Origin of the sequence: Nocardioides szechwanensis, assembly GCF_900103935.1 — a bacterium.
GTDB lineage: Bacteria > Actinomycetota > Actinomycetes > Propionibacteriales > Nocardioidaceae > Nocardioides > Nocardioides szechwanensis.
Window position 1 is genome coordinate 243,456 of sequence record NZ_FNIC01000006.1, and the last position, 19,703, is coordinate 263,158.

Here is a 19,703-nt window from a genome sequence, read left to right on the forward strand (position 1 = left end):
TTCTAGTCTACGCCCAATGCCGTACGCCGGGTCGCGCGGACGACGACGTCGTGGAGGGTGGCCCCGGGGCCAGGGTGCCCGACGACTGTGCGGTGCCGCTCGTCGGCGGTGGCGACCACCCACTGGTCGTCGTCCAGGCGGGCCGTGACGCGTGCGGCGGTGACGGACGCCTCCGCCGGAGGAGAGTCATCATCGTCATCCCCGTGGTGGCCGGCGTGACCGGTGTGCAGGTGCCCGACGATCAGCAGGGTGCCGCCGGGGGCCACCCACCGCGCGAGGCGGTCGTAGAGCTCCAGCTGGGGTATCGACGGGTGGGCGTAGTGCGTCATGACCAGGTCGTAGCGACGGTCCGGCTCCCAGGTGCCGAGGTCCGCCTCCACCCACTCCACACGCTCGTCCAGCCCCACGGACCGCGCGCGCTCGGCGGCAGCGGCCAGCGCCTCGGAGGAGATGTCGACAGCGGTGACCTGCCAGCCGTTCTGGGCCAGCCAGATCGCCTCGGCGCCACCCCCGGACCCGGCATCGAGGGCCGTGCCCGGGGTCAGGTGGCCGGTCTCGGCGGCGAGGTAGGGGTTCGGCTGGCTGCCGCCCCGGGGCCCACCCCCGTCGTGCGTGCGCCAGTGCTGCTCCCAGTAGTCCTTGTCGAAGTCGTGCTCCATCGGTCCCCCTGTGTTGTCCAGATGCCGGGCGGCTTCTCGCCCGCCACGAGAGTGCCGAGTCATCCGGCCGATCCGCAAACATTGTTGCCAAATGGCAAACTGCGGTCATGGACGAGAACCTGGACCGCACCCTCGACGCCGTCGGCCCAAGGCTCAAGCACCTGCGGCTGCGCCGGGAGGTCACGCTCGCCGCGCTCGGCGCGCAGACGGGGATCTCCACGAGCACGTTGTCCCGGCTCGAGTCGGGCCTGCGCCGCCCGACCCTCGAGCAGCTGCTCCCGCTCGCGCGCGCTCACGGGGTCACGCTTGACGAGCTCGTCGACGCGCCGCCGACCGGCGACCCCCGCATCAACCTGCGCCCGATCTCCGGCCGCGGAGGCGCGACGATCCTGCCGCTGACACGCAGGCCAGGAGGCATCCAGGCCTACAAGTTCATCCTTCCGCCCGGGGTCGACGACGCCCAGCCGGAGCTGCGCACGCACGAGGGCTACGACTGGGCCTATGTCCTCGACGGCACACTGCGCGTGGTGCTGGGCGAGCACGACCTCACCCTGGGCCCGGGCGAGGCCGTGGAGTTCGACACCCGCACCCCTCACTGGTTCGGCGCCACGAGCGCCGGACCCGTCGAGTTCCTCAGCCTGGTCGGCAAGCAGGGCGAACGCGCCCACGTGCGCGCCTCACCCAGGGCCGAACCGACCGCCTGAAGAGCGGTCAGCGGACGACGAACCCGCGCAGGCCGCCCGGCTCGCGCTCGACCACGCTGACCCGTTCCACGAGAGCGCCGACCGGACCGTGCCGGCACCACGCGCAGATCGCGCCGACCTCCGCGTGCGGGCCTTCGAACCAGGCCCGCACGCTTCCGTCCGGCTCGTTGGTGACCCAGCCGGCGAGGCCCCGCTGTTGCGCCTCGCGCTGGCAGCTGGCCCGGAAGAAGACGCCCTGCACGCGGCCGTGCACGACGACCTCCCGGGCCACCACCTCCGAGCCGACCATCAGCTCGCGCTGCCCCCGAGGGCTGCGGTCACTCGACGGTCTCGCTCTCGTCCTCGTCGACCTTCCAGTCACCGTCCTCCTTGACCAGGCGGATGGTGCCCTTGCTCGTGAACTTGGTCTCCTCGCCGAAGTACTCGGAGAAGCCCTCGTCGTCGTCGCCGGTGTACTCGACCTTCTGGGTGTACTTCACCTCGGCCGTGTCGTCCTTCTCGCTCACGTCGCCGAGCTCGGTGTCCACGTCGAGGTCGTCGAGGAACGCCTTGATCTTGTCGAACTCCGCGGCTTCCTCACCCTCGAGCTTGTCCGCGTAGTCGGCGCAGTTGTCGACCTCGTAGGACTCGAACTCCTCCTTCTGGCTGCGCTCGGAGGAGAGCTCGCACACCTGCTCGAGATCGGCGTCCAGGCCGGCCTCGAGGTAGTCCTCGGCCACGTCCTTCGGGCCGCCGCCGCCGAGGACGAAGACGAAGAGCACGACGGCGGCGATCACCACGAGCGCCACGACGCCGGCGATGATCGCGATCAGCTTGCCCTTGCCGCCGCCACCGGAGGTCGGGGTCTGCCCCTGCCACGGCGGGACGCCGGGCTGACCGGGCTGACCCGGCTGCTGGTACCCCGGCTGGAAGCCCTGCTGGGCCGGCGGCGGGCCGGACGGCGGCTGGCCGGCGCCGGCCTGGGGCGGCAGGCCCTGGGCGGGAGTGCGGGGAGGAGCGACCACGGTCTGCATCGGGTCGACCGGAGTGGGCTCGGCCGGCGGAGTCGGCTGCGCCGGAGCTGCTGGAGCGGCCGGAGCGGCGCCCTGGGCGGGCTGCGTGTGCTCGGTCCACTGGGTGCCGTCCCACCAACGCTGGCCGCCTTGGCCGTCGGGGTACCACCCCGCGGGGGTGCTGGGCTGGTTCGGGTCGCTCATGGGGTCTCCTCGGACTGATGCCTCGACGGGGGGTTTCCGCCGAATCATCACACGGGAAGCCCCCCGAAGGTCAGAGCCGGGCCGAGCCGGGCCGGAGCCCCGCCGCAGGTGAAGAACCGGGCGCGCCGGCACCGCCCAACGCCTCGCTGGGTGGGTGCGACCGGGTCCGGTCCGCGTGGCCGGGCTCGAGACGGCCGCGGCGCTGGCTCGAGAAGCACGCATGGTCTGGCATAGTCCAGTACATGACCGATGCCCCCGGTGGAGAACGCCGCGCCGTGGTGGTCGAGGACGACGAAGACATCCGGTCACTGATCGAGTTCACCTTGACCAGCCAAGGCTTCGACGTGCGCTCGGTCGAGACCGGCCTCGCCGGTGTCGAGGCCGTCCATACCTTCGACCCCGACCTGGTGACCCTCGACCTCGGCCTGCCCGGCATCGACGGCATCGAGACCTGCCGACGGATCCGCGAGACCAGCGACGTCTACATCGTGATGATCACTGCGCGGGACGAGGAGATCGACCGGCTGATCGGGCTCGAGACCGGCGCCGACGACTTCTTGTCCAAGCCGTTCAGCACGCGCGAGCTGCAGGCTCGGGTCAACGCCTTGTTCAGGCGGCCTCGGCACACGACGCCGGCGGTGAAGGCCGCCCCGGAGCCGCTCGCCGAGCTCGCCAACGAGGTACTCGACCACGGACCGCTCAAGATCGACGTCGACGGGCGTCGCGCGTTCCACGACGAGACCGAGCTCTCGCTGACCCGCACCGAGTTCGACCTGCTGACCGAGCTGATGCGCACACCCGCCCGGGTCTGGACCCGGGAGGCGCTGCTGCGATCGGTCTGGGGCACCGACTGGGCCACCGACACCCACCTCGTCGAAGTCCACGTCGGCAACCTGCGTCGCAAGCTCGGCGAGGCGGGCAAGCTCGTGCGCACGGTACGTGGCGTCGGCTACCGGATGGACTCGCTCTAGGAGCGGATGGCGCCGGCGTACTCGACGAGGTACGCCGCGAGGGCGAGCTCGGCGCGCTCGGCGGCGTCGGCGAGGAGCCGAGCGCGAGCCAGCGCCCCGACGACGTCACCCTTGCGCAGTCGGCCCTCTACGTATCGCGTCATCTCGGCGAGCTCGTGGGTGCCGACGAAGCTGGAGGCCACCCGCAGGCTGAGCGTCGCATCCATCGCTTGGTCGAGGTCCCCCGAATCCATGGCGGCGACGATCCGCTCCACACGAGCAGGAAGGAGCCGACGGTAGTTCTCCGCGAAGGACACCATGAACGGCCAGTTCGCGATGTCCATGGCCAGCTGGTCGAGGTCGCGGGGGTCGAAGATGCTCATGCTGGTGCGTCCTTGTCCTGGTTGGGCTCGGCGTCGGTCCGGGGCCGTCCTGTTGCGACCAAGATTGATGTAGCCAGATCAAGGCAGAGGACGGCGAAAGCCCTGGGTTTCCTCAAGCAAGTCTCAAGGAATCACAGGATCGTCAGGTCCCGCCGCAGGTCGGCCGCGAGAAGCTCCGCGAACCGCTCGTGACCGGCGTTGTTGGGGACCAGCCCGTCCTCCGCGAGGTACGACGCCCGGTCGGCCTCGGGGAGCCACTGCTCGCCCTGGGTGTCGACGCACAGCACGCGGTCGGACTCGAGCGGCTCGCACCAGCCGAGCGCGCGGGCGTTGCCGTAGGGCAGCACCACCGCGACCACCGAGTCCGGCGTCCGGTCGAGCAGCACGCTCACGGTCTGGCGCATCAGCCGGCGGATCTCCGCGGGTGTCGCGGGCGAGACCATCTGCGCCGAGATCACCACGAGGTCCGGGGCGAATGCCGTTCCGGACGGCATCCTGATCACTCGGTCGAGGAACATGCTGCCGGGCACGTCCGGGGCGCTGTGGGCCCAGCCGGAGCCGGGGACCGCGTCGACCTGGTAGTCCCAGCCGAGCAGCTTGGCCGTGCGGTGGGCGAAGCCGCCGCTGGGCGCCGACGCTCCCACCCCCGAGGTCCAGTCGTCGCCGATGAAGAGCACCTCGGCGTCGGACGGCACGGACAGCGGTGGCTCGCTGGTGGTGACGGCGGTGGGCTCGGTCGTCGGCAGCACCCCCTCGACCGGGGCGTCATCCACGCCTGTGGAGCGCGAGAACTCGAACGCGATCACGGCGATGGTGGCGAGGGTCAGCAGTACCAGGCCGGCGAGCCGGGCCCGTCGCGCGAAGCCACTGCCTGCCGTTGACACAACGCCGGAGCCTACGCGGTGCCCGCGAGGTTTGGCGGCAACAGGCAGTGGGCACCCTCAGGGGGCACGCGCACCACCGCTCGACCCCGTCTCGGACATCTTGCACGCCAGCCCGCATCCCGGGCGTGGGCTGCCTCACGAGGGTCACGCAGCGGGGTGCGCGTGCGTTCTGCCCTCATGACATGGAGCGAGCCAGGACGCGACCTCTGGGGGGCAGTCGATCGCGGCCTGGCTCGACACCATTCTCGCACAGAGCGTCCGGACTCGGTCGAATCGACGGCGAACGGCGCGGCCGGTCTGGTCAGCCCCAGAACACCCGTTCAACCACGCCGCGAGCCAACCGCATCCGGCGCAGGTAGTCGTTGACCATCTCGTCGGTCGCACCGGGCGGATAGCCCAGGATCCGCGCCACGGCTGCCCGCTCCCGGGGGTCGCGCGGCAGCTCGTCACCGGGCTTGCCCCGGGCCAGGGTGACGGCGTTGCGGACCCGGCTCACGGTCCGCCAGGCCTCGGCCAGCAGCGCCGCGTCCTCGAGCGAGACCAACCCGGCGTGGCCCGCGGCGTCGAGGGCGGCCAGGGTCTGCGGCGTACGCAGCTCCGGCACTCGGCCGGCATGGCGCATCTGGAGCAGCTGGACGGTCCACTCGATGTCGGCCAGGCCACCGCGGCCCAGCTTGAGGTGCAGCTGCGGGTCGGCGCCTCGCGGTAGCCGCTCCTTGTCGACGCGGGCCTTGATCCGGCGCACCTCGATGACGTCGTCGTCGGAGAGGCCGTCGGGCGGGAAGCGGAGCGGGTCGATCAGCTCGACGAAGCGCCGGCGCACGTCGGCGTCACCCACCACGGCGTCGGCCCGGAGCAACGCCTGCGCCTCCCACACCTTCGACCACTTCGCGTAGTAGGCCGCGTAGGACTCCAGCGTGCGCACGAGCGGGCCCTGCTTGCCCTCGGGCCGCAGGTCGGCGTCGACCTGGAGCGGCGGGTCGACGCCGGGCAGGGCGAGGAGGCGGCGGATGTCGTTGGCGACCGCCTGGGCGTACGACGTCGCCTGGTGCAGGTCGGCGCCCTCGACAGGCTCGTGGACGAACAGCACGTCTGCGTCGCTGGAGTAGGACAGCTCGAAGCCGCCGTAGCGGCCCATGGCGATCACGGCGATCCGGGTGGGCGCCTCGTCGAGGGAGCGCTGGGCGCGTGCCGCGCGGCCAGCGACCTGGAGGGTCGCCTCCAGCGTGGCGTCGGTGAGCCGGGTCAGGCCCTTGCCGACCTCGGCGACGTCGGTGGTACGCAGCGCGTCACCGGCAGCGATGCGGAACAGCTCGCGCCGGCGTACGGCGCGGATCGCGCGCACCGCCTTCTCCGGGTCGTCGTGCCGTCCGGCAGCGGACAGCATCTCCTCGACGATCGGCTCGGCCGCCAGCGGCGAGAGATCCTCCCCCAGCATCTGCACGCCCTGGGGCTCACGCTCCAGCAGGCTGGTCACGTAGCGCGAGGAGGAGAGCAGGTGGGCCAACCGCTCGGCGACCTGGCCCTCGTCGCGCAGGGTCTTGAGGTACCACGGGGTGCGGCCGAGGTTCTCGCTGATCCGGCGGAAGCCGAAGAGGCCGGCGTCGGGGTCCGGCCCCTCGGCGAACCACTGGAGCATCGCCGGCAGGAGCGCCCGCTGGATGGTCGCCGTGCGGGAGACCCCGTTGGTCAGGGCCTCGAGGTGGCGCAGCGCGGCCTGCGGGTCGGCGTAGCCGAGCGCGGCGAGCCGGGCCCCGGCGGCCTCCGACGAGAGCCGGGCCTCAGGCCCCGGGATGCTCGCCACCGCGCCGAGCAGCGGCCGGTAGAACAGCTTCTCGTGCAGCCGCCGCACCTCGCGCCGGTGGTGCTCCCAGGCACGGTCGAGGGCTGCGACCGGCTCGCGGTAGAGGCGCATGCTGCGTCCGAGCCGGCGCAGCGCCGCCTCCTCAGCGGGTACGACGTGCGTGCGGCGCAGCTGGAAGAGCTGGATGCGGTGCTCGAGCGTGCGCAGGAAGGAGTAGGCCTCGTGGAGGGCCTCGCCGTCCTCGCGTCCGACGTAGCCGCCGTCGGTGAGCCGGGCGAGCGCGCTCAGCGTCGTGGGCGGGCGGATCCGCTCGTCCATGCGCCCGTGGACCAGCTGGAGCAGCTGGACCGCGAACTCGACGTCGCGCAGCCCGCCGGAGCCGAGCTTGAGCTGCCGGTCGGCCTCGCGGGCCGGGATGTGCTCGATGACCCGGCGCCGCATCGCCTGGGTGTCCTCGACGAACCCGTCGCGCTCGGCGGCGCTCCACACCATCGGCGCGACCATCTCGACGTACTCCCGACCCAGCGCGAGGTCGCCGGCGACCGGCCGCGCCTTGAGCAGCGCCTGGAACTCCCAGGTCTTGGCCCAGCGCTCGTAGTAGCCGCGGTGGCTGGCGATCGTGCGCACCAGCGGCCCGGCCTTGCCCTCCGGGCGCAGCGCCGCGTCGACGGGCCAGATCGTGCCTTCGCCGGTGTGGTCGGAGCAGACCCGAATCAGCTGGCTGGCCAGCTGGGTGGCAGCCCGGAGCGTGGCCTGCTCGTCGGCGCCGGCAGCTCCCTCAGCCGGCTCGTAGACGAAGATGACGTCGACGTCGGAGACGTAGTTGAGCTCGTGCCCACCGAGCTTGCCCATGGCGATCACGGCCAGGCGTGCCGCTGCGTGCGACTCCCCCACCCGCTGGCGGGCGATCGCCAGACCGGCCTCGAGCGTGCCGGCGGCGAGGTCGGACAGCTCCGCCGCGGCGTCGTCGACCGGCATGTCGTGCGCGAGGTCGCGGGCCGCGAGACGCAGGAGCACGCGGCGGTACTCGACGCGCAGCGCGTCGACCGCCTCGGCGTCGGGCAGCGTGGCGACCGGGTGCTCGGCGCGGGGGTCGGCGCCGACGGCAGCCAGCAGTCCTTCGCGCACGGCGAAGCCCGCGGGCCGGGTGGTGCCCATGGTGGGGTCGGTCAGCTCGCGCCACTGGGCGGGGTGGCGCACCAGGTGGTCGGCGAGGGCGGTGCTGGCGCCGAGCACGGAGAGCAGGCGCATGGCCGTGCCTTCGTCGTCGGCGAGGGCGTCGAGCAGCCCGGGTGCGTCACCGGTGGCCTCGACGAGCCGCGCCAGCTCGTGCAGCGCGCTGTCGGGGTCGGCGGTGCGGCCGATGATCGCGAGCAGCGGCGGATCGACGGCGGGGCCGAGCTCGGCCAGGGCGGCGAGCGCCGCGTCGGTGTCCGCGAAGCCGAGCCGCAGCAGGGTGCCCTTGGAGGTGCTCGCCCGGTTCACGCCGCGCTCCGCACGATCTGGGCCCACGCGGTGGCCAGCGGTCGCCACGCGGCCGTGAGCTCGCCGGCCGCCTCGGCGACCGAGCGCAGCAGGGTCTCCTGGTCGACCCCGCGCAGCCGGTGCGCCTCGAGGTCGGACTCCGCCCACGGGCGCAACACCGCCTCGTCGACCTCGGGGTGCAGCTGGACGCCCCAGGTGCGGGCCCCGAAACGGGCCGCCTGGAGCTCCCTGGCCGGCGTCTCGGCCAGGACCGTGGCGCCCTCGGGCAGACGGGTCACGACGTCGTCGTTCCAGTGCACGCCACGCCGGAAGGAGGCGACCGCTGCCGTCAGCTCGTCGGCCGCCGCCGCGGCGGTCCAGCCGATGGGGAGCAGGCCCAGCTGCTGGCCCCGGGGGTTGGGCTCCACCCGACCGCCGAGGGCCGAGGCGATGAGCTGGTGGCCGAGGCAGATCCCGAGCGTGGGCACGCCCGCCTCGTGCGCCTCGCGCAGGCCGTGCTTGAGCGGGCCGAACCACGCGACGGTGTCGTCCTCGGCCTGCTGGGGCCCGCCCAGCACCAGCACCCCGTCGTACGACGTGAGGCCGGGGAGGTCGTCGCCGGCGTAGGGCCGGCTGATCTCCAGCGCGCAGCCCGCGTCGGTCAGCCAGTCCCCGAAGAGGGCTGGCGGGCACTCGTCCTCGTGCTGGACGACCAGGACCGACGGCATGGCTGACCAGAGCCCCGGTCAGATGACCGGGAGCATCCGGTCGCGCTCGAAGGCCGAGACCTGGCCGCGGTACTCGTCCCACTCGGCGCGCTTGTTGCGCAGGAAGTAGTCGAAGACGTGCTCCCCGAGCGTGTCCGCGAGGAGCTCGGAGCTCTCCGCGATCTTGATGGCGTCGTGGAGGCTCTTGGGCAGCGGCTCGATCCCGAGGCTGGTGCGCTCGCGCTCGCTCAGCGACCACACGTCGTCCTCGGCCTCGCGCGGCAGCTCGTAGCCCTCCTCGATGCCCTTCATGCCGGCCGCGAGGATCACCGCGAACGCCAGGTAGGGGTTGCAGGCCGCGTCCAGGGTGCGCACCTCGACCCGGGTCGACTGGCCCTTGAGCGGCTTGTACATCGGGACGCGGACCATCGCCGAGCGGTTGTTGTGGCCCCAGCAGACGTAGGACGGCGCCTCGCCGCCCCACATCATCCGCTTGTAGCTGTTGACCCACTGGTTGGTGACGACGCTGATCTCCTGCGCGTGCGTGAGCACGCCGGCGATGAACTGGCGACCGGTCTTGGAGAGCTGGTACTCGGCACCGGCCTCGTAGAAGGCGTTCTGGTCGCCCTCGAACAGCGACACGTGGGTGTGCATGCCCGAGCCGGGGTGGGTGGTGAACGGCTTGGGCATGAAGCTCGCCCAGACGCCCTGGCCCAGCGCCACCTCACGGATCACCGTGCGGAAGGTCATGATGTTGTCGGCGGTCGACAGCGCGTCGGCGTAGCGCAGGTCGATCTCCTGCTGGCCCGGCCCGCCCTCGTGGTGGCTGAACTCCACGGAGATGCCCATCGACTCGAGCATCGTGATCGCCTCACGACGGAAGTCGGCGCCCATCGACTGTGCGGTGTGGTCGAAGTAGCCGCTGCGGTCGACCGGGACCGGGTCGACACCCGCCTTCGGGGTGTCCTGGAACAGGTAGAACTCGATCTCGGGGTGGGTGTAGAACGTGAACCCCCGCTCGGCCGCCTTGCTCAGCGTGCGCTTGAGCACGTGGCGCGGGTCGGCGTACGACGGGGAGCCGTCGGGCATCACGATGTCGCAGAACATGCGGGCCGTCGACGGACCCTCGCCGCGCCACGGCAGGATCTGGAACGTCGCCGGATCGGGCTTGGCCAGCATGTCGGCCTCGTAGACGCGGGCGAAGCCCTCGATCGCCGAGCCGTCGAAGCCGATGCCCTCGGCGAACGCTCCCTCCAGCTCGGCGGGAGCCACCGCGACCGACTTCAAGAAGCCGAGCACGTCGGTGAACCACAGCCGCACGAAGCGGACGTCTCGCTCCTCGAGAGCGCGGAGTACGAAGTCTTCCTGCTTGCCCATGCGCCCAGCGTAGGGGCAGGCGATCCGGTCGCGGTGGCAGGCCAGCGCTCGTGGTCAGCGCTGGCCACAGACGGGACTCAGCTCAACAACGTGCCGTCGAGCCAGCGGAGCCCGACCTCGCCCAGCCGGAAGGCCCGTTCCTCGGGTGCGGCGGCCCGCATCTGGTTGACGAAGACCTCGAGCCGGTAGGGCTCGTCCAGGCCGCGGGCCAGCACCCGGACCGCCGGGCGCGGCCCCATGGGCTCGGGCAGCGCCACCAGGGCAGTGTCGTAGCGGAAGGAAGGCGCCACGTCCTTGGCCAGCACGTCGATGATCGGCCGCAGCCCGTTGCTGAAGTCGGCCTCGGTCCCGGCCACGTCGTCCCAGCTGATCCGGGCGTCGGCGCCCCACCCGCGGTAGTCGAGGCCGTCGAGCGTGAGCAGCACCCGCGGCTTGCGGCGAAGCGTCCCCACCGCTGCGACCAGCAGCAGCAGGAAGGCGCCCGCGAGCACCGCCGAGAGGAGCCTGGGTACGGCGAAGTCCAGGACCGCCGCCGTCGCGAGCATCCCGGCCATCAGGAACGAGAGGACGGCGACCGCGGCCGGGACGTGCGGTCGGAAGTCGATCCGGATCCCGCCGTCGACGGCACGCACCCGCCCGTCCGTGCCCGCCGAGCTCCCGACCACGGCGACGATCACTCCCGGCGCCGCAATGACGACGAGCACCACCCACACCAGGACCAGCACAGAACCGTTCATCAGCCGGAACCCTCTTGGTAGTCGTCGAGGAGCTCGCCGAGCTCGCCTTCGGACAGCGGCTCGGGAGGCGGCTCCTCGCCGTTCTCGTAGAGGTGATCGATCCCCTGGTCGGCGAAGTACCCCGTGACGCCGCCGACAATGGCGCCACTGACGGCACCGACCACGTTGCCGGGCCCGGGTACGACGGACCCCACGGCCGCGCCGGTGGCGCCTCCGGCCAGGAGGCCTGCCAGGAGCCCGCCCCCCTGCGACACCACGGCCTGCTCGGTCGACTCCCCCGACTGGACATCGTCATAGACACCGTACGCCGTGGCGAGCACCCCGAGAGCGCCCAGGCCGCCCCTGATGCCGCCGGGCAGCTTGGGGTTCTTGGCTGCCTCGGCGGCCTCGTCGGCTGCGCTGGTGGCGCCCTTGTACTCCCCGACGAGGTGGTCGTAGTTGTCGAGCGTGCCGTAGAACTTCCCGGACCGCATTCGGTCGACCATGTCCTCCAGCTCTCCGGCCAGCGCAGTCACGTTGCCCCGACGGAAGGCGGCCTCACCGGCGAGGATCTTCGTCAGCCGGTTCATCAGGTAGGAGGAGTAGCCGGCCGTCATCAGCCCGACGACCATCTGGACCAGGTCGGCGGTGTGGTCCTTGAAGAAGCCCGTCGCCTCCTCCAGTGCGTCGAACCACTTCTGCAGGTGCTCGGCGTGGTCGGTGACCACCGTGTTCCAGGTCGCGACGGCCGTCTCGTAGGCCGGGCCCTCGCCGGTCTCCGCCGGCGCCAGGACGCGCGTCCCGCTGAGCTGGAGCCCACCCACGACCGCCTGGGTGCGCACCGCGCCCATCCCGAGCTGCACGACCGACAGGACCGACGCGACGTACTCGAGCTCACCGGCCGCTGCCTCGGCCATGGTGACGTAGAAGTCGGCGCGCTCCGCGAGCGTGGTGGCCCGGGAGTGGAAGGCCTCGCCGCCTTCGCCCTCCCACGCCGACGCCAGCAGTCCGCGCTGGGCGTGGACCTCGTCGGCGAGCGTGTCGGCACCGCTCTTGAGGCTCTCGCGGAGATAGGCCGCCGCGCCCTCGATGGCGGACGGGTTGCCGGGGACGTCGGTCTCGAGATACATCAGATCCGGCCGATGTTGACGATGTCGATCGCCTGCTGGGCATCGGTCATCTCCATGTCCGACACGGCGAGGGAGATCGCCCACGCGATGACCTGGGCCTCGCCCGCCACGCGCGACGCCGCGTCGGCGTGGGCGGCGAGCACCAGGTTGACGAGCGCTCCCGCGGCTCCGAAGTCGCCACCCACGTGGGAGGCGCCCTGCGAGTCGAAAGCCTCGCCGGCAGCGACGAGGCGGGCGCTGGCGTCGGCCAGCGCCGCTCGGTCAACGTTGATGTCGCCCATGCCAGTCACCCCTCGCCCGTTCGATGGTCCGCAGAAACTACCCAGCGGGGAGCTCCGCCAAACTGCCGGCGGTCACGGGACGTCGCGCTCGATCTCCGCCAGCCAGGCGGTGGGTTTGGCGTCGGAGGGCATCCGCCAGTCACCGCGCGGCGACATGGTCCCGCCGGCGCTGACCTTGGGGCCGTTGGGCAGGGCGGAGCGCTTGAACTGGCTCATGAAGAACCGGTTGGTGAAGACCACCAGCCACGCCTTGATGGTGGCGAGGTCGTAGGCGACCCGGCGCTCCTCGGGGAAGGCCGGCGGCCACTCCCCCGCGGCGGCGTCGCGCCAGGCGTGCCACGCCAGGAACGCGATCTTGCTGGGCCGCTGGCCGTAGCGCAGCGTGTGGAACAGCGTGAAGTCCTGGAGGGCGTAGGGCCCGACGGTGTCCTCGGTCGCCTGCGGCTTCTTGCCCTCGACGGTCGGGACCAGCTCGGGGGTGATCTCCTGCTCGAGGATCCCGCCCAGGAGCGTGTTGGTCTCCTCGTCGAACTGGCCGGAGTCGGCAACCCAGCGGATCAGGTGCTGCACGAGGGTCTTGGGTACGCCCGCGTTGACGTTGTAGTGCGACATCTGGTCGCCGACGCCGTAGGTGCACCAGCCCAGCGCCAGCTCGGACAGGTCACCGGTGCCGACCACGATGCCCTTGCGGTGGTTGGCGATCCGGAAGAGGTAGTCGTAGCGCAGACCCGCCTGGACGTTCTCGAACGTGACGTCGTAGACGGGCTCGCCGTCGGCGTAGGGGTGGTCGATGTCGGCCAGCATCTGCTCGGCCGCCGGGCGGATGTCGAGCTCCTCGAACGTCACGCCGAGGCTCTTGGCCAGACGCGTGGCGTAGGACTTGGTGACATCGCCGGTCGCGAAGCCCGGCATCGTGATCGCCTGGATCTCGCTGCGCGGGCGGCCCAGCCGGTCCATGGCGCGCGCGATGACGATCAGGGCGTGCGTGGAGTCGAGCCCGCCGCTGATGCCGATGACCGGCAAGGTGTTGCCGATCGCCTGGATCCGCTGCTCGAGGCCGGAGACCTGGATGTTGTAGGCCTCGTAGCAGTCCAGCGCGAGCCGGGCCGGGTCGTCCGGGACGAACGGGTAGCGGTCGACCTTGCGGCGCAGCCCGATGTCGCCGCTGGGCGGGCGCAGCTCGAACGCGATCCGCCGGAAGGCCCGGGTGCGCTCGTCGTGGGTGCGCCGGTTGTCGTCGAACGTGCCCTGGCGCAGCCGCTCCTGGCGGATCCGGTCGAGGTCGACGTCCGCGACGGAGCGGCGCGCCTCGTCGGGGAAGCGCTCGCTCTCGGCGAGCAGGTCACCGCACTCATAGATCATCGTCTGCCCGTCCCACGAGAGGTCGGTGGTCGACTCCCCCTGGCCGGCGGCGGCGTAGAGGTATGCCGCGGAGCAGCGCGCGCTGGCGCTGCGCACGAGCAGCCGGCGGTCCTCGGCGCGGGCGACGGTGATCGGGCTGCCGGAGAGGTTGGCGAGCACGGTGGCCCCGGCCAGCGACGCCTCGGCGCTCGGCGGCACCGGCACCCACATGTCCTCGCAGATCTCCACGTGGAGCTCGAGCCCGTGTACGTCGGTGGCGCCGAAGATCAGGTCGGGGCCGTAGGGCACCGTCGTCCCGTTGATCGTGATCGTGCTCGCCCGCCGGTCGTCGCCCGGCGCGAACCACCGGCGCTCGTAGAACTCGCGATAGGTCGGCAGGTAGGACTTGGGGCTGACGCCAAGGATGACGCCGCGGTGGATCACGACGGCGCAGTTGGTCACCCGGGTCCCGTGGACCAGCGGCGCACCGACCACGATCACGGGCAGCAGGTCGGCGGAGGCCTCGACGATCGTCGCGATCGACGCCTCCACCTCCTCGAGCAGGGTGTCCTGGAGGAACAGGTCGTCGATCGAGTAGCCCGACAGCGCCAGCTCGGGGAACAGCGCCACCGCCACCCCGTCGTCGTGGCACAGCCGCGCCTGCTCGAGCACCCGCTGCGCGTTGGTCACGGGGTCGACGATCGCCACCGGCAGCGTGCACGCCGCCACGCGGGCGAACCCGTGCGCATAAGCCGAGTAGAAGTCCACCCTGTGAGTCTAGGGACAACTCGCGCTGACGCCGTGACCCGAAACGATGAGTCTGGCTGGGCGGCCCGGTCTGCATGGAGACACCCGCACACCCGAGGAGACACCATGACGACCATCTCGCCCTGCCTGTGGTTCGACGACAACCTGGAGGAGGCCGCGACGTTCTACACAGCGATCTTCCCCAACTCGTCGGTCGGGGACCTTGCCCGGCTGCCCAGCGGCGACGCGATGGCCGGCGAGTTCGACCTGGACGGCCTCACGTTCCGCGGCATCAACGGCGGCCCGATGCACGCCGAGTTCACGGAGGCCATCTCGTTCAGCGTCACCTGCCAGGACCAGGCCGAGGTCGACCACTACTGGAACTCGCTGGCCGACGGCGGCAGCGAGTCGATGTGCGGCTGGCTCAAGGACCGCTTCGGCCTGTCGTGGCAGATCGTGCCGACCCGCCTCTTCGAGCTGCTGTCCGACCCGAATCCCGTTCGCGCCCAGGCGGCCTCACAGGCCATGCTCAGTATGAAGAAGATCGTGGTCGCCGACCTCGAGGCGGCCGCCGACGCCGTGGGGTGACCGGCGACACAGCGCCATCGGACGCGGCCCCGGGCTAGCCTGGCTCACGGTCCGTGGACTCCATCAGGGAGCTGCGAGATGAACGCTGATTGGAGCTCGACGATGAGCACTCCCACCCCGGAGGAGACCGCGCCCTACGGCAGCGGCCCGGCCACGCCGGACAGGCCGGCCGCGCCCGTCAAGCGGGTGCGCACCCATCACCTGCGCGAGATGAAGGAGCGCGGCGAGCGCTTCTCGATGCTCACCGCCTACGAGCAGTACGCGGCGCAGACCTTCGACGAGGCCGGCATCGAGGTGCTCCTGGTCGGCGACTCCGCGAGCAACAACGTCTTCGGCAACGAGACCTCGCTCCCGGTGACGGTCGACGAGCTGATCCCGCTGACCCGCGCGGTCAGCCGATCCGTACGCCGTGCGCTCGTCGTCGGCGACCTGCCGTTCGGCTCCTACCAGGCCTCCCCCGAGCAGGCCTACCTGACCGCGGCCCGGTTCATGAAGGAGGGCGGCGCCCACTGCGTCAAGCTCGAGGGCGGCGTCGAGATGGTGCCGCAGATCGAGAAGCTCACCCGCGGCGGCATCCCGGTCATGGCCCACATCGGCTTCACGCCCCAGTCGGAGCACGCCCTCGGCGGCTACCGCGTCCAGGGCCGCGGCGACACCGCCGACCGAGTCCTGACCGACGCCCACGCCGTCCAGGACGCCGGCGCCTTCGCCGTGGTCATGGAGATGGTGCCCGGCGACGTGGCCGGCCAGGTCACGAAGGAGCTCACCATCCCGACGATCGGCATCGGGGCGGGCGCCGACTGTGACGGCCAGGTCCTGGTCTGGCAGGACGCGTTCGGGCTGCGTACGGGGAAGATGGCGCGCTTCGTGAAGCAGTACGCCGACCTGCACGCCACGCTGCTGCAGGCCGCGCGCGACTACGACGCGGACGTCAAGGCCGGGACCTTCCCCGGCCCGGAGCACACGTTCTAGGAAGGGCGGCGCCGGCCCCGGCGGTGCAGCAACAGCGCCACCCACACCGCAGGTACGACGGCAGCGGCGGGGGCGAGCAGCCCCGACGGTGTGGAGCGGTGGTCGGAGCCGAGGTCCTGCGGGACCAGCGGCGGGACGGTCCGGTTGGTGAGCCCGCGGAACCGGTAGACGTCGAAGCCGCGCACGAGGTCGTTGCCGTAGCCGTAGAACGAGCCGTTGCGGCTGATCCTGTTGGTCTTGAACGACCAGGTGTCGGAGTCGGGGAACACGTAGTGCCCGACCTCCCGCATCCCGATCCCGCTGCCCATCGCGACCGTCTCCGGCGACCCCGTCGCGGTGGCGAGGCCCCGGATGTCGATCACCCGGACCCCCTGGCTGTACCAGGCGATGGTCATCAGCTTCTGGCGCGGATACATCCGCAGCACGTGTGAGGTGCAGGTGGTGCCCTCCTGCGGGCGTACGGCGTCGATGAACCAGGCGCCGATCTTGACCGGCTCCGAGACCCGGCTGCCGGTGATGTCGTAGACGTGCAGCCCGCCTCCGGGGCACTCGACGCTCGCCGCGGCACCGGCCCGCTCGTCGGTGATGACCAGCAGCGAACGGGTCGACCCGTCCTTGCGACGCAGGGTGACCGGGTCGGACTGGTGGACGACGTTGATCGACGGGTCGATGATCTGGCCGATCTGCTTCGGCGCGCGCGGGTTGCGCGTGTCGAGGATCAGGGTCTGCGAGAGCGCCGCGACGAAGGCACGGGTGCCGGACGCGTTGAACGTGATGTCGTGCGACTCCGAGCCGAGGGAGGTCGGGACGTAGGGGATCCGGTAGTCCTGGACCTTCTTGGGCAGGCTCGGGCGCGAGATGTCGTAGATCGTGACCGCCGGCGCCGTGCTCGTGGCCAGGTCGGAGTTGGAGTTGTAGAGAAAGTTGCCGCTCGGGTGGACCGTCATGTTGTGCGAGCCGCGTGGCACCGACAGGAAGCTCACCGACTGCGGCCGGCTGGGCGTGGTGAGGTCCACGATGATCGTGCCCGCGTCGTCGAGGCCGAGCTTGAGGTCGCGCCCGCAGCGCGAGGCCGCGCCCTCCTCACCCAGCGTCGAGTCGGCGGTGTAGCTGGCGAGCACCCGGTTCTTCTTCTTCCAGACCTGGATGTCGCCCTGGGAGACCTTGCAGTCGTAGACGGCGACCCGCCGCGGCGCGGTGGGCCGGGTGATGTCGATGATCTGCATCCCGAGGTCGAGGGTGCCGGCGAGTGCGTAGTCGCGGCCGTCGATCCGGACGAACTCGATGTCCGAGCCGTTCTGGGCCTCGCCCGACCGGTCGTACTGCAGGTTGGCCACATGGCTCATCCGCACACCGGCGCCACGCTCCGCGACCTGCTCGCCGCGGGTGTTGGTGGCGACGTCGCCGGCTCCTTCGTGGGCGGTTGCCGAGGGCGCCGCGACGACGCTCAGGCCAGCGGCCGCGAGCGCAAGGGCGACGCGGGTGGTCATGGTGACGGGCACAGTGCCTCCAGGCGGGATCGGGTCTCCACGGGCCAACGAGCCGCAGGACCAAGGGTTACCGTGACCTCATGCGCTCACTCGGTCTCGGTCTCGGAGTCCTGCTCACCCTCGCACTCACCGCTCCGCCCGCGGTGGCCCTGCCCGCGTCACCCGACGCCGGCGAGACGTCCACCACGGCCGAACGCCGGGCGACACCGCGCCTGGTGGTGACCAAGCGCGTCACCGGGCTGAGCAACCCGTGGGACGTGCAGCCCATCGGCAACGGGCGGCTGCTCATCACCGAGCGCGACACCGCCCGGCTGATCGTGGCCGGCAAGGGCGGCAAGCGGGCCGTGCAGTTCCCCTCCGGGTCGGTCTGGGTCTCCGGCGAGACGGGGCTGATGTCGCTCGAGGTCGACCCGGCCTTCGCCACGAACCGGCGCTTCTACACCTGCTCGGGCGGGTTCACGGACGGCGGCGGGCACGACGTACGCGTCAACGCCTGGACGCTCAACAAGACCCTCACGAAGGCCACGCTGGTGAAGAAGCTGATCGGCGGCTTCCCGACCACCACCGGGCGCCACGGCGGCTGCCGGCTGCTGATCACCAGCAACGGCTCGCTCCTCGTCGGCACCGGCGACGCCGCGGTCGGCACCAACCCGCGCAACCTCGACTCCCTCGGCGGCAAGACGCTGCGGCTCAACCGGCTCACCGGCGCACCCTGGCCGACCAACCCCTTCATCGACTCCGCCAGCTCGCGGCGCCGCTACGTCCAGACCTTCGGGCACCGCAACGTGCAGGGCCTGGCCGAGCGCGCCAACGGCACCCTGTGGTCGGTCGAGCACGGCTCCTACCGCGACGACGAGGTCAACCTGCTGGTCAACGGCGGCGACTACGGCTGGCACCCGGTCCCCGGCTACAACGAGTCGGTCCCGATGACCGACTTCGACCTGCCGGGCAAGCAGTACGGCGCGAAGTGGCGCTCCGGCGACCCGACCCTGGCCACCTCCGGAGCGTCGTTCGTCTACGGCAAGAAGTGGGGCTCGCTCAACGGCGCGCTCGCCGTGGCCGCGCTCAAGGCCACGCGGATCCTGTTCCTGACCTTCGACGCCAGGGGCAAGCTGGTTCGCAAGACCGTCCCGCCGATCCTCCAGCGCTTCGGCCGGCTCCGCTCGGTGACCTTCGCGCCCAACGGTGACCTGCTGGTCACCACCGACACCGACTCCGGCGGCGGCAGCGTGCTGCGCGTCCGTCCCGCCAGCTGAGCTAGGCAGACCAACCGAGGAAGGCACCGCCGGCGCTGAGCGCCGCGAACCAGAACACGACGGCGAACAGCGCCACGAACGGCAACCGATCCGGGTGCGGCGTCCACCACCGGCAGCACAGGACGAACAGCACGAGCCAGACCACCAGCAGCGCCACCACCGCCCAGGGTGGGGCGAGCAGGCCGCTGGCGCCGTACAGGAAGAGCGAGGCGGCCATCAGCCCCATGCCCACGAACGGCCAGGGCGAGATCAGCCGTGGCCTGGTGGCCCGGCGGCGTCGTCGGAACACAGCCGACTAGTCCTCGAGCTGCTCGTCGTCGTTCCAGGCGGGGTCGTGGTCCCACGCCTCGGTGCGCTCGGCTGCTGTCTCCAGAGCGCGGGACGCCTCGGCCTCGGTCTCGTAGGGGCCGAGGCGGTCCTTGTTGGGACAGCCGTCCTCGCCCTCGACCCGGGAGTGCGTGATGCAGTACCAGAACTCGCTCATGGCGCCGAAACTACACGCGCCGGGTCGTCATCCGGCGGACACACGGACTTTGAAGGTTGTGCGCGTGAACGCGATGTTCGAGGGCTACGGGTCTAAAGGCGTGGCGTACGATGAGCTCGCCGGCAGCGGTTGCTGAGCCTCAGGCGGCCGAGGTGATCCTGCCGGCCAGCCGCTCGACACGCAGGACCGCGAGCTCGTGCTCGGGGTCTCCGCTCATGGCGGCGGCCAGGCGCAGGTGCGGCAGCGCCTCGTCGTGTCGCGACTGACGCTCCAGGCTGCGACCGAGCGCGTGGCGGGCCCAGACGTCGTCGGGCTGCTCCTCGACGAGCCAGGCGAGCTCCTCCTCGGCCCGCTGGAGCCGGGCCTGGTTGAGGTAGGCCCAGGCGCGCAGGGTGCGCAGGCCGATGTTGTCGGGCTCGGCCTCGAGGGCGGGCGCCAGCACCTCGAGGGCCTCGCGGGGCGCACGTCGTACGAGCAGGTCGTGCGCGACGCGGAAGGCCGCCTCGGGCCGGTGCTGGCCCGGCAAGACCAGCGGCGGGGCGTACCTGACCAGGTCGTCGTTCATGCCTG

Annotated in this window: 21 protein-coding genes; 5 read left to right on the forward strand and 16 right to left on the reverse strand. The window is 71.5% G+C overall.

Annotation, left to right across the window (positions count from 1 at the left end; all coding sequences use genetic code 11):
• Positions 1 to 2: 2 nt before the first annotated feature.
• Positions 3 to 659 (reverse strand): class I SAM-dependent methyltransferase, encoded by a 657-nt coding sequence (locus BLR90_RS15375; protein ID WP_091026098.1) that lies wholly within the window; start codon positions 657 to 659, stop codon positions 3 to 5.
• 107 nt (positions 660 to 766) lie between these two features.
• Here BLR90_RS15375 and BLR90_RS15380 point away from each other — a divergent pair, with 107 nt between their 5' ends.
• Positions 767 to 1,363 carry a helix-turn-helix domain-containing protein gene (locus BLR90_RS15380; protein WP_091026099.1) on the forward strand — a complete coding sequence of 199 codons (597 nt, stop codon included), beginning with the start codon at positions 767 to 769 and terminating at the stop codon, positions 1,361 to 1,363.
• Between the two features lie 7 nt (positions 1,364 to 1,370).
• On the opposite strand, the gene BLR90_RS15385 is transcribed toward BLR90_RS15380, so the two are convergent.
• Complete coding sequence (locus BLR90_RS15385) at positions 1,371 to 1,652, reverse strand: acylphosphatase (protein WP_091026100.1); 282 nt, start codon at positions 1,650 to 1,652, stop codon at positions 1,371 to 1,373.
• Positions 1,653 to 1,680: 28 nt separating this feature from the next.
• Positions 1,681 to 2,559, reverse strand: a complete 879-nt coding sequence (locus tag BLR90_RS15390; RefSeq protein WP_170254297.1) for a DUF2510 domain-containing protein — start codon at positions 2,557 to 2,559, stop codon at positions 1,681 to 1,683.
• A 242-nt stretch (positions 2,560 to 2,801) separates the two neighbouring features.
• On the opposite strand from BLR90_RS15390, the gene BLR90_RS15395 reads away from it, so the two are divergent.
• On the forward strand, positions 2,802 to 3,530 hold the full coding sequence (locus BLR90_RS15395) for a response regulator transcription factor (protein ID WP_174812365.1): 729 nt from the start codon (positions 2,802 to 2,804) through the stop codon (positions 3,528 to 3,530).
• Here BLR90_RS15395 and BLR90_RS15400 read toward each other — a convergent pair.
• The 9 genes from BLR90_RS15400 to BLR90_RS15440 form a co-directional block, all read right to left on the reverse strand.
• Positions 3,527 to 3,892: a hypothetical protein gene (locus tag BLR90_RS15400; RefSeq protein ID WP_091026103.1), complete on the reverse strand. Its 366-nt coding sequence runs from the start codon at positions 3,890 to 3,892 to the stop codon at positions 3,527 to 3,529. The two genes, BLR90_RS15395 and BLR90_RS15400, sit on opposite strands and share 4 nt — an antisense overlap.
• A 131-nt stretch (positions 3,893 to 4,023) precedes the next feature.
• Entirely contained in the window at positions 4,024 to 4,776 is a 753-nt protein-coding gene (locus tag BLR90_RS15405) for an SGNH/GDSL hydrolase family protein (protein WP_091026104.1), read from the reverse strand.
• Between the two features lie 301 nt (positions 4,777 to 5,077).
• Positions 5,078 to 8,065, reverse strand: coding sequence for a bifunctional [glutamine synthetase] adenylyltransferase/[glutamine synthetase]-adenylyl-L-tyrosine phosphorylase (locus BLR90_RS15410; protein WP_091026105.1), 2,988 nt, complete (start codon positions 8,063 to 8,065; stop codon positions 5,078 to 5,080).
• Entirely contained in the window at positions 8,062 to 8,772 is a 711-nt protein-coding gene (locus tag BLR90_RS15415; protein ID WP_091026106.1) for a type 1 glutamine amidotransferase, read from the reverse strand. Before BLR90_RS15415 ends, BLR90_RS15410 begins: the two co-directional genes overlap by 4 nt.
• Positions 8,773 to 8,790: 18 nt before the next feature.
• Complete coding sequence (locus BLR90_RS15420) at positions 8,791 to 10,128, reverse strand: glutamine synthetase family protein (RefSeq protein WP_091026107.1); 1,338 nt, start codon at positions 10,126 to 10,128, stop codon at positions 8,791 to 8,793.
• 77 nt (positions 10,129 to 10,205) lie between these two features.
• Positions 10,206 to 10,865: a hypothetical protein gene (locus tag BLR90_RS15425; protein WP_091026108.1), complete on the reverse strand. Its 660-nt coding sequence runs from the start codon at positions 10,863 to 10,865 to the stop codon at positions 10,206 to 10,208.
• Positions 10,865 to 11,974: a hypothetical protein gene (locus tag BLR90_RS15430; protein WP_091026109.1), complete on the reverse strand. Its 1,110-nt coding sequence runs from the start codon at positions 11,972 to 11,974 to the stop codon at positions 10,865 to 10,867. Before BLR90_RS15430 ends, BLR90_RS15425 begins: the two co-directional genes overlap by 1 nt.
• On the reverse strand, positions 11,974 to 12,255 hold the full coding sequence (locus BLR90_RS15435; RefSeq protein ID WP_091026110.1) for a hypothetical protein: 282 nt from the start codon (positions 12,253 to 12,255) through the stop codon (positions 11,974 to 11,976). Before BLR90_RS15435 ends, BLR90_RS15430 begins: the two co-directional genes overlap by 1 nt.
• Before the next feature lie 72 nt (positions 12,256 to 12,327).
• Complete coding sequence (locus BLR90_RS15440) at positions 12,328 to 14,364, reverse strand: NAD(+) synthase (protein ID WP_091026111.1); 2,037 nt, start codon at positions 14,362 to 14,364, stop codon at positions 12,328 to 12,330.
• 105 nt (positions 14,365 to 14,469) lie between these two features.
• On the opposite strand from BLR90_RS15440, the gene BLR90_RS15445 reads away from it, so the two are divergent.
• The gene (locus tag BLR90_RS15445; protein ID WP_091026112.1) at positions 14,470 to 14,931 is read left to right on the forward strand and encodes a VOC family protein; all 462 of its coding nucleotides are present in this window, start codon (positions 14,470 to 14,472) and stop codon (positions 14,929 to 14,931) included.
• Positions 14,932 to 15,033: 102 nt separating this feature from the next.
• Positions 15,034 to 15,903, forward strand: coding sequence for a 3-methyl-2-oxobutanoate hydroxymethyltransferase (panB, locus tag BLR90_RS15450; RefSeq protein WP_091026113.1), 870 nt, complete (start codon positions 15,034 to 15,036; stop codon positions 15,901 to 15,903).
• On the opposite strand, the gene BLR90_RS15455 is transcribed toward panB, so the two are convergent.
• A complete protein-coding gene (locus BLR90_RS15455) occupies positions 15,900 to 17,393 on the reverse strand; it encodes an LVIVD repeat-containing protein (RefSeq protein ID WP_143016232.1) in 1,494 nt (497 codons plus the stop codon). The two genes, panB and BLR90_RS15455, sit on opposite strands and share 4 nt — an antisense overlap.
• A gap of 80 nt (positions 17,394 to 17,473) precedes the next feature.
• On the opposite strand from BLR90_RS15455, the gene BLR90_RS15460 reads away from it, so the two are divergent.
• The gene (locus BLR90_RS15460) at positions 17,474 to 18,649 is read left to right on the forward strand and encodes a PQQ-dependent sugar dehydrogenase (RefSeq protein WP_091026115.1); all 1,176 of its coding nucleotides are present in this window, start codon (positions 17,474 to 17,476) and stop codon (positions 18,647 to 18,649) included.
• Between the two features lies 1 nt (position 18,650).
• On the opposite strand, the gene BLR90_RS15465 is transcribed toward BLR90_RS15460, so the two are convergent.
• From BLR90_RS15465 to BLR90_RS15475, 3 genes are all read right to left on the reverse strand, one after another.
• On the reverse strand, positions 18,651 to 18,938 hold the full coding sequence (locus BLR90_RS15465) for a hypothetical protein (protein ID WP_091026116.1): 288 nt from the start codon (positions 18,936 to 18,938) through the stop codon (positions 18,651 to 18,653).
• A 6-nt stretch (positions 18,939 to 18,944) separates the two neighbouring features.
• Entirely contained in the window at positions 18,945 to 19,133 is a 189-nt protein-coding gene (locus BLR90_RS15470; RefSeq protein ID WP_091026117.1) for a hypothetical protein, read from the reverse strand.
• A 139-nt stretch (positions 19,134 to 19,272) separates the two neighbouring features.
• Positions 19,273 to 19,698, reverse strand: a complete 426-nt coding sequence (locus tag BLR90_RS15475) for a tetratricopeptide repeat protein (RefSeq protein WP_091026118.1) — start codon at positions 19,696 to 19,698, stop codon at positions 19,273 to 19,275.
• Positions 19,699 to 19,703: the final 5 nt, after the last annotated feature.

Excerpts from the sequence above, each read along its gene's own strand:
- BLR90_RS15400 (WP_091026103.1), bottom strand. The coding sequence starts at position 3,892 with ATGAGCATCTTCGACCCCCGCGACCTCGACCAGCTGGCCATGGACATC.
- BLR90_RS15430 (WP_091026109.1), bottom strand. The coding sequence starts at position 11,974 with ATGTATCTCGAGACCGACGTCCCCGGCAACCCGTCCGCCATCGAGGGC.
- BLR90_RS15380 (WP_091026099.1), top strand. The coding sequence starts at position 767 with ATGGACGAGAACCTGGACCGCACCCTCGACGCCGTCGGCCCAAGGCTC.
- BLR90_RS15435 (WP_091026110.1), bottom strand. The coding sequence starts at position 12,255 with ATGGGCGACATCAACGTTGACCGAGCGGCGCTGGCCGACGCCAGCGCC.
- BLR90_RS15420 (WP_091026107.1), bottom strand. The coding sequence starts at position 10,128 with ATGGGCAAGCAGGAAGACTTCGTACTCCGCGCTCTCGAGGAGCGAGAC.
- BLR90_RS15390 (WP_170254297.1), bottom strand. The coding sequence starts at position 2,559 with ATGAGCGACCCGAACCAGCCCAGCACCCCCGCGGGGTGGTACCCCGAC.
- BLR90_RS15470 (WP_091026117.1), bottom strand. The coding sequence starts at position 19,133 with ATGAGCGAGTTCTGGTACTGCATCACGCACTCCCGGGTCGAGGGCGAG.
- BLR90_RS15425 (WP_091026108.1), bottom strand. The coding sequence starts at position 10,865 with ATGAACGGTTCTGTGCTGGTCCTGGTGTGGGTGGTGCTCGTCGTCATT.
- BLR90_RS15460 (WP_091026115.1), top strand. The coding sequence starts at position 17,474 with ATGCGCTCACTCGGTCTCGGTCTCGGAGTCCTGCTCACCCTCGCACTC.
- panB (WP_091026113.1), top strand. The coding sequence starts at position 15,034 with ATGAGCACTCCCACCCCGGAGGAGACCGCGCCCTACGGCAGCGGCCCG.
- BLR90_RS15445 (WP_091026112.1), top strand. The coding sequence starts at position 14,470 with ATGACGACCATCTCGCCCTGCCTGTGGTTCGACGACAACCTGGAGGAG.
- BLR90_RS15385 (WP_091026100.1), bottom strand. The coding sequence starts at position 1,652 with ATGGTCGGCTCGGAGGTGGTGGCCCGGGAGGTCGTCGTGCACGGCCGC.
- BLR90_RS15475 (WP_091026118.1), bottom strand. The coding sequence starts at position 19,698 with ATGAACGACGACCTGGTCAGGTACGCCCCGCCGCTGGTCTTGCCGGGC.
- BLR90_RS15455 (WP_143016232.1), bottom strand. The coding sequence starts at position 17,393 with ATGACCACCCGCGTCGCCCTTGCGCTCGCGGCCGCTGGCCTGAGCGTC.
- BLR90_RS15395 (WP_174812365.1), top strand. The coding sequence starts at position 2,802 with ATGACCGATGCCCCCGGTGGAGAACGCCGCGCCGTGGTGGTCGAGGAC.
- BLR90_RS15375 (WP_091026098.1), bottom strand. The coding sequence starts at position 659 with ATGGAGCACGACTTCGACAAGGACTACTGGGAGCAGCACTGGCGCACG.
- BLR90_RS15415 (WP_091026106.1), bottom strand. The coding sequence starts at position 8,772 with ATGCCGTCGGTCCTGGTCGTCCAGCACGAGGACGAGTGCCCGCCAGCC.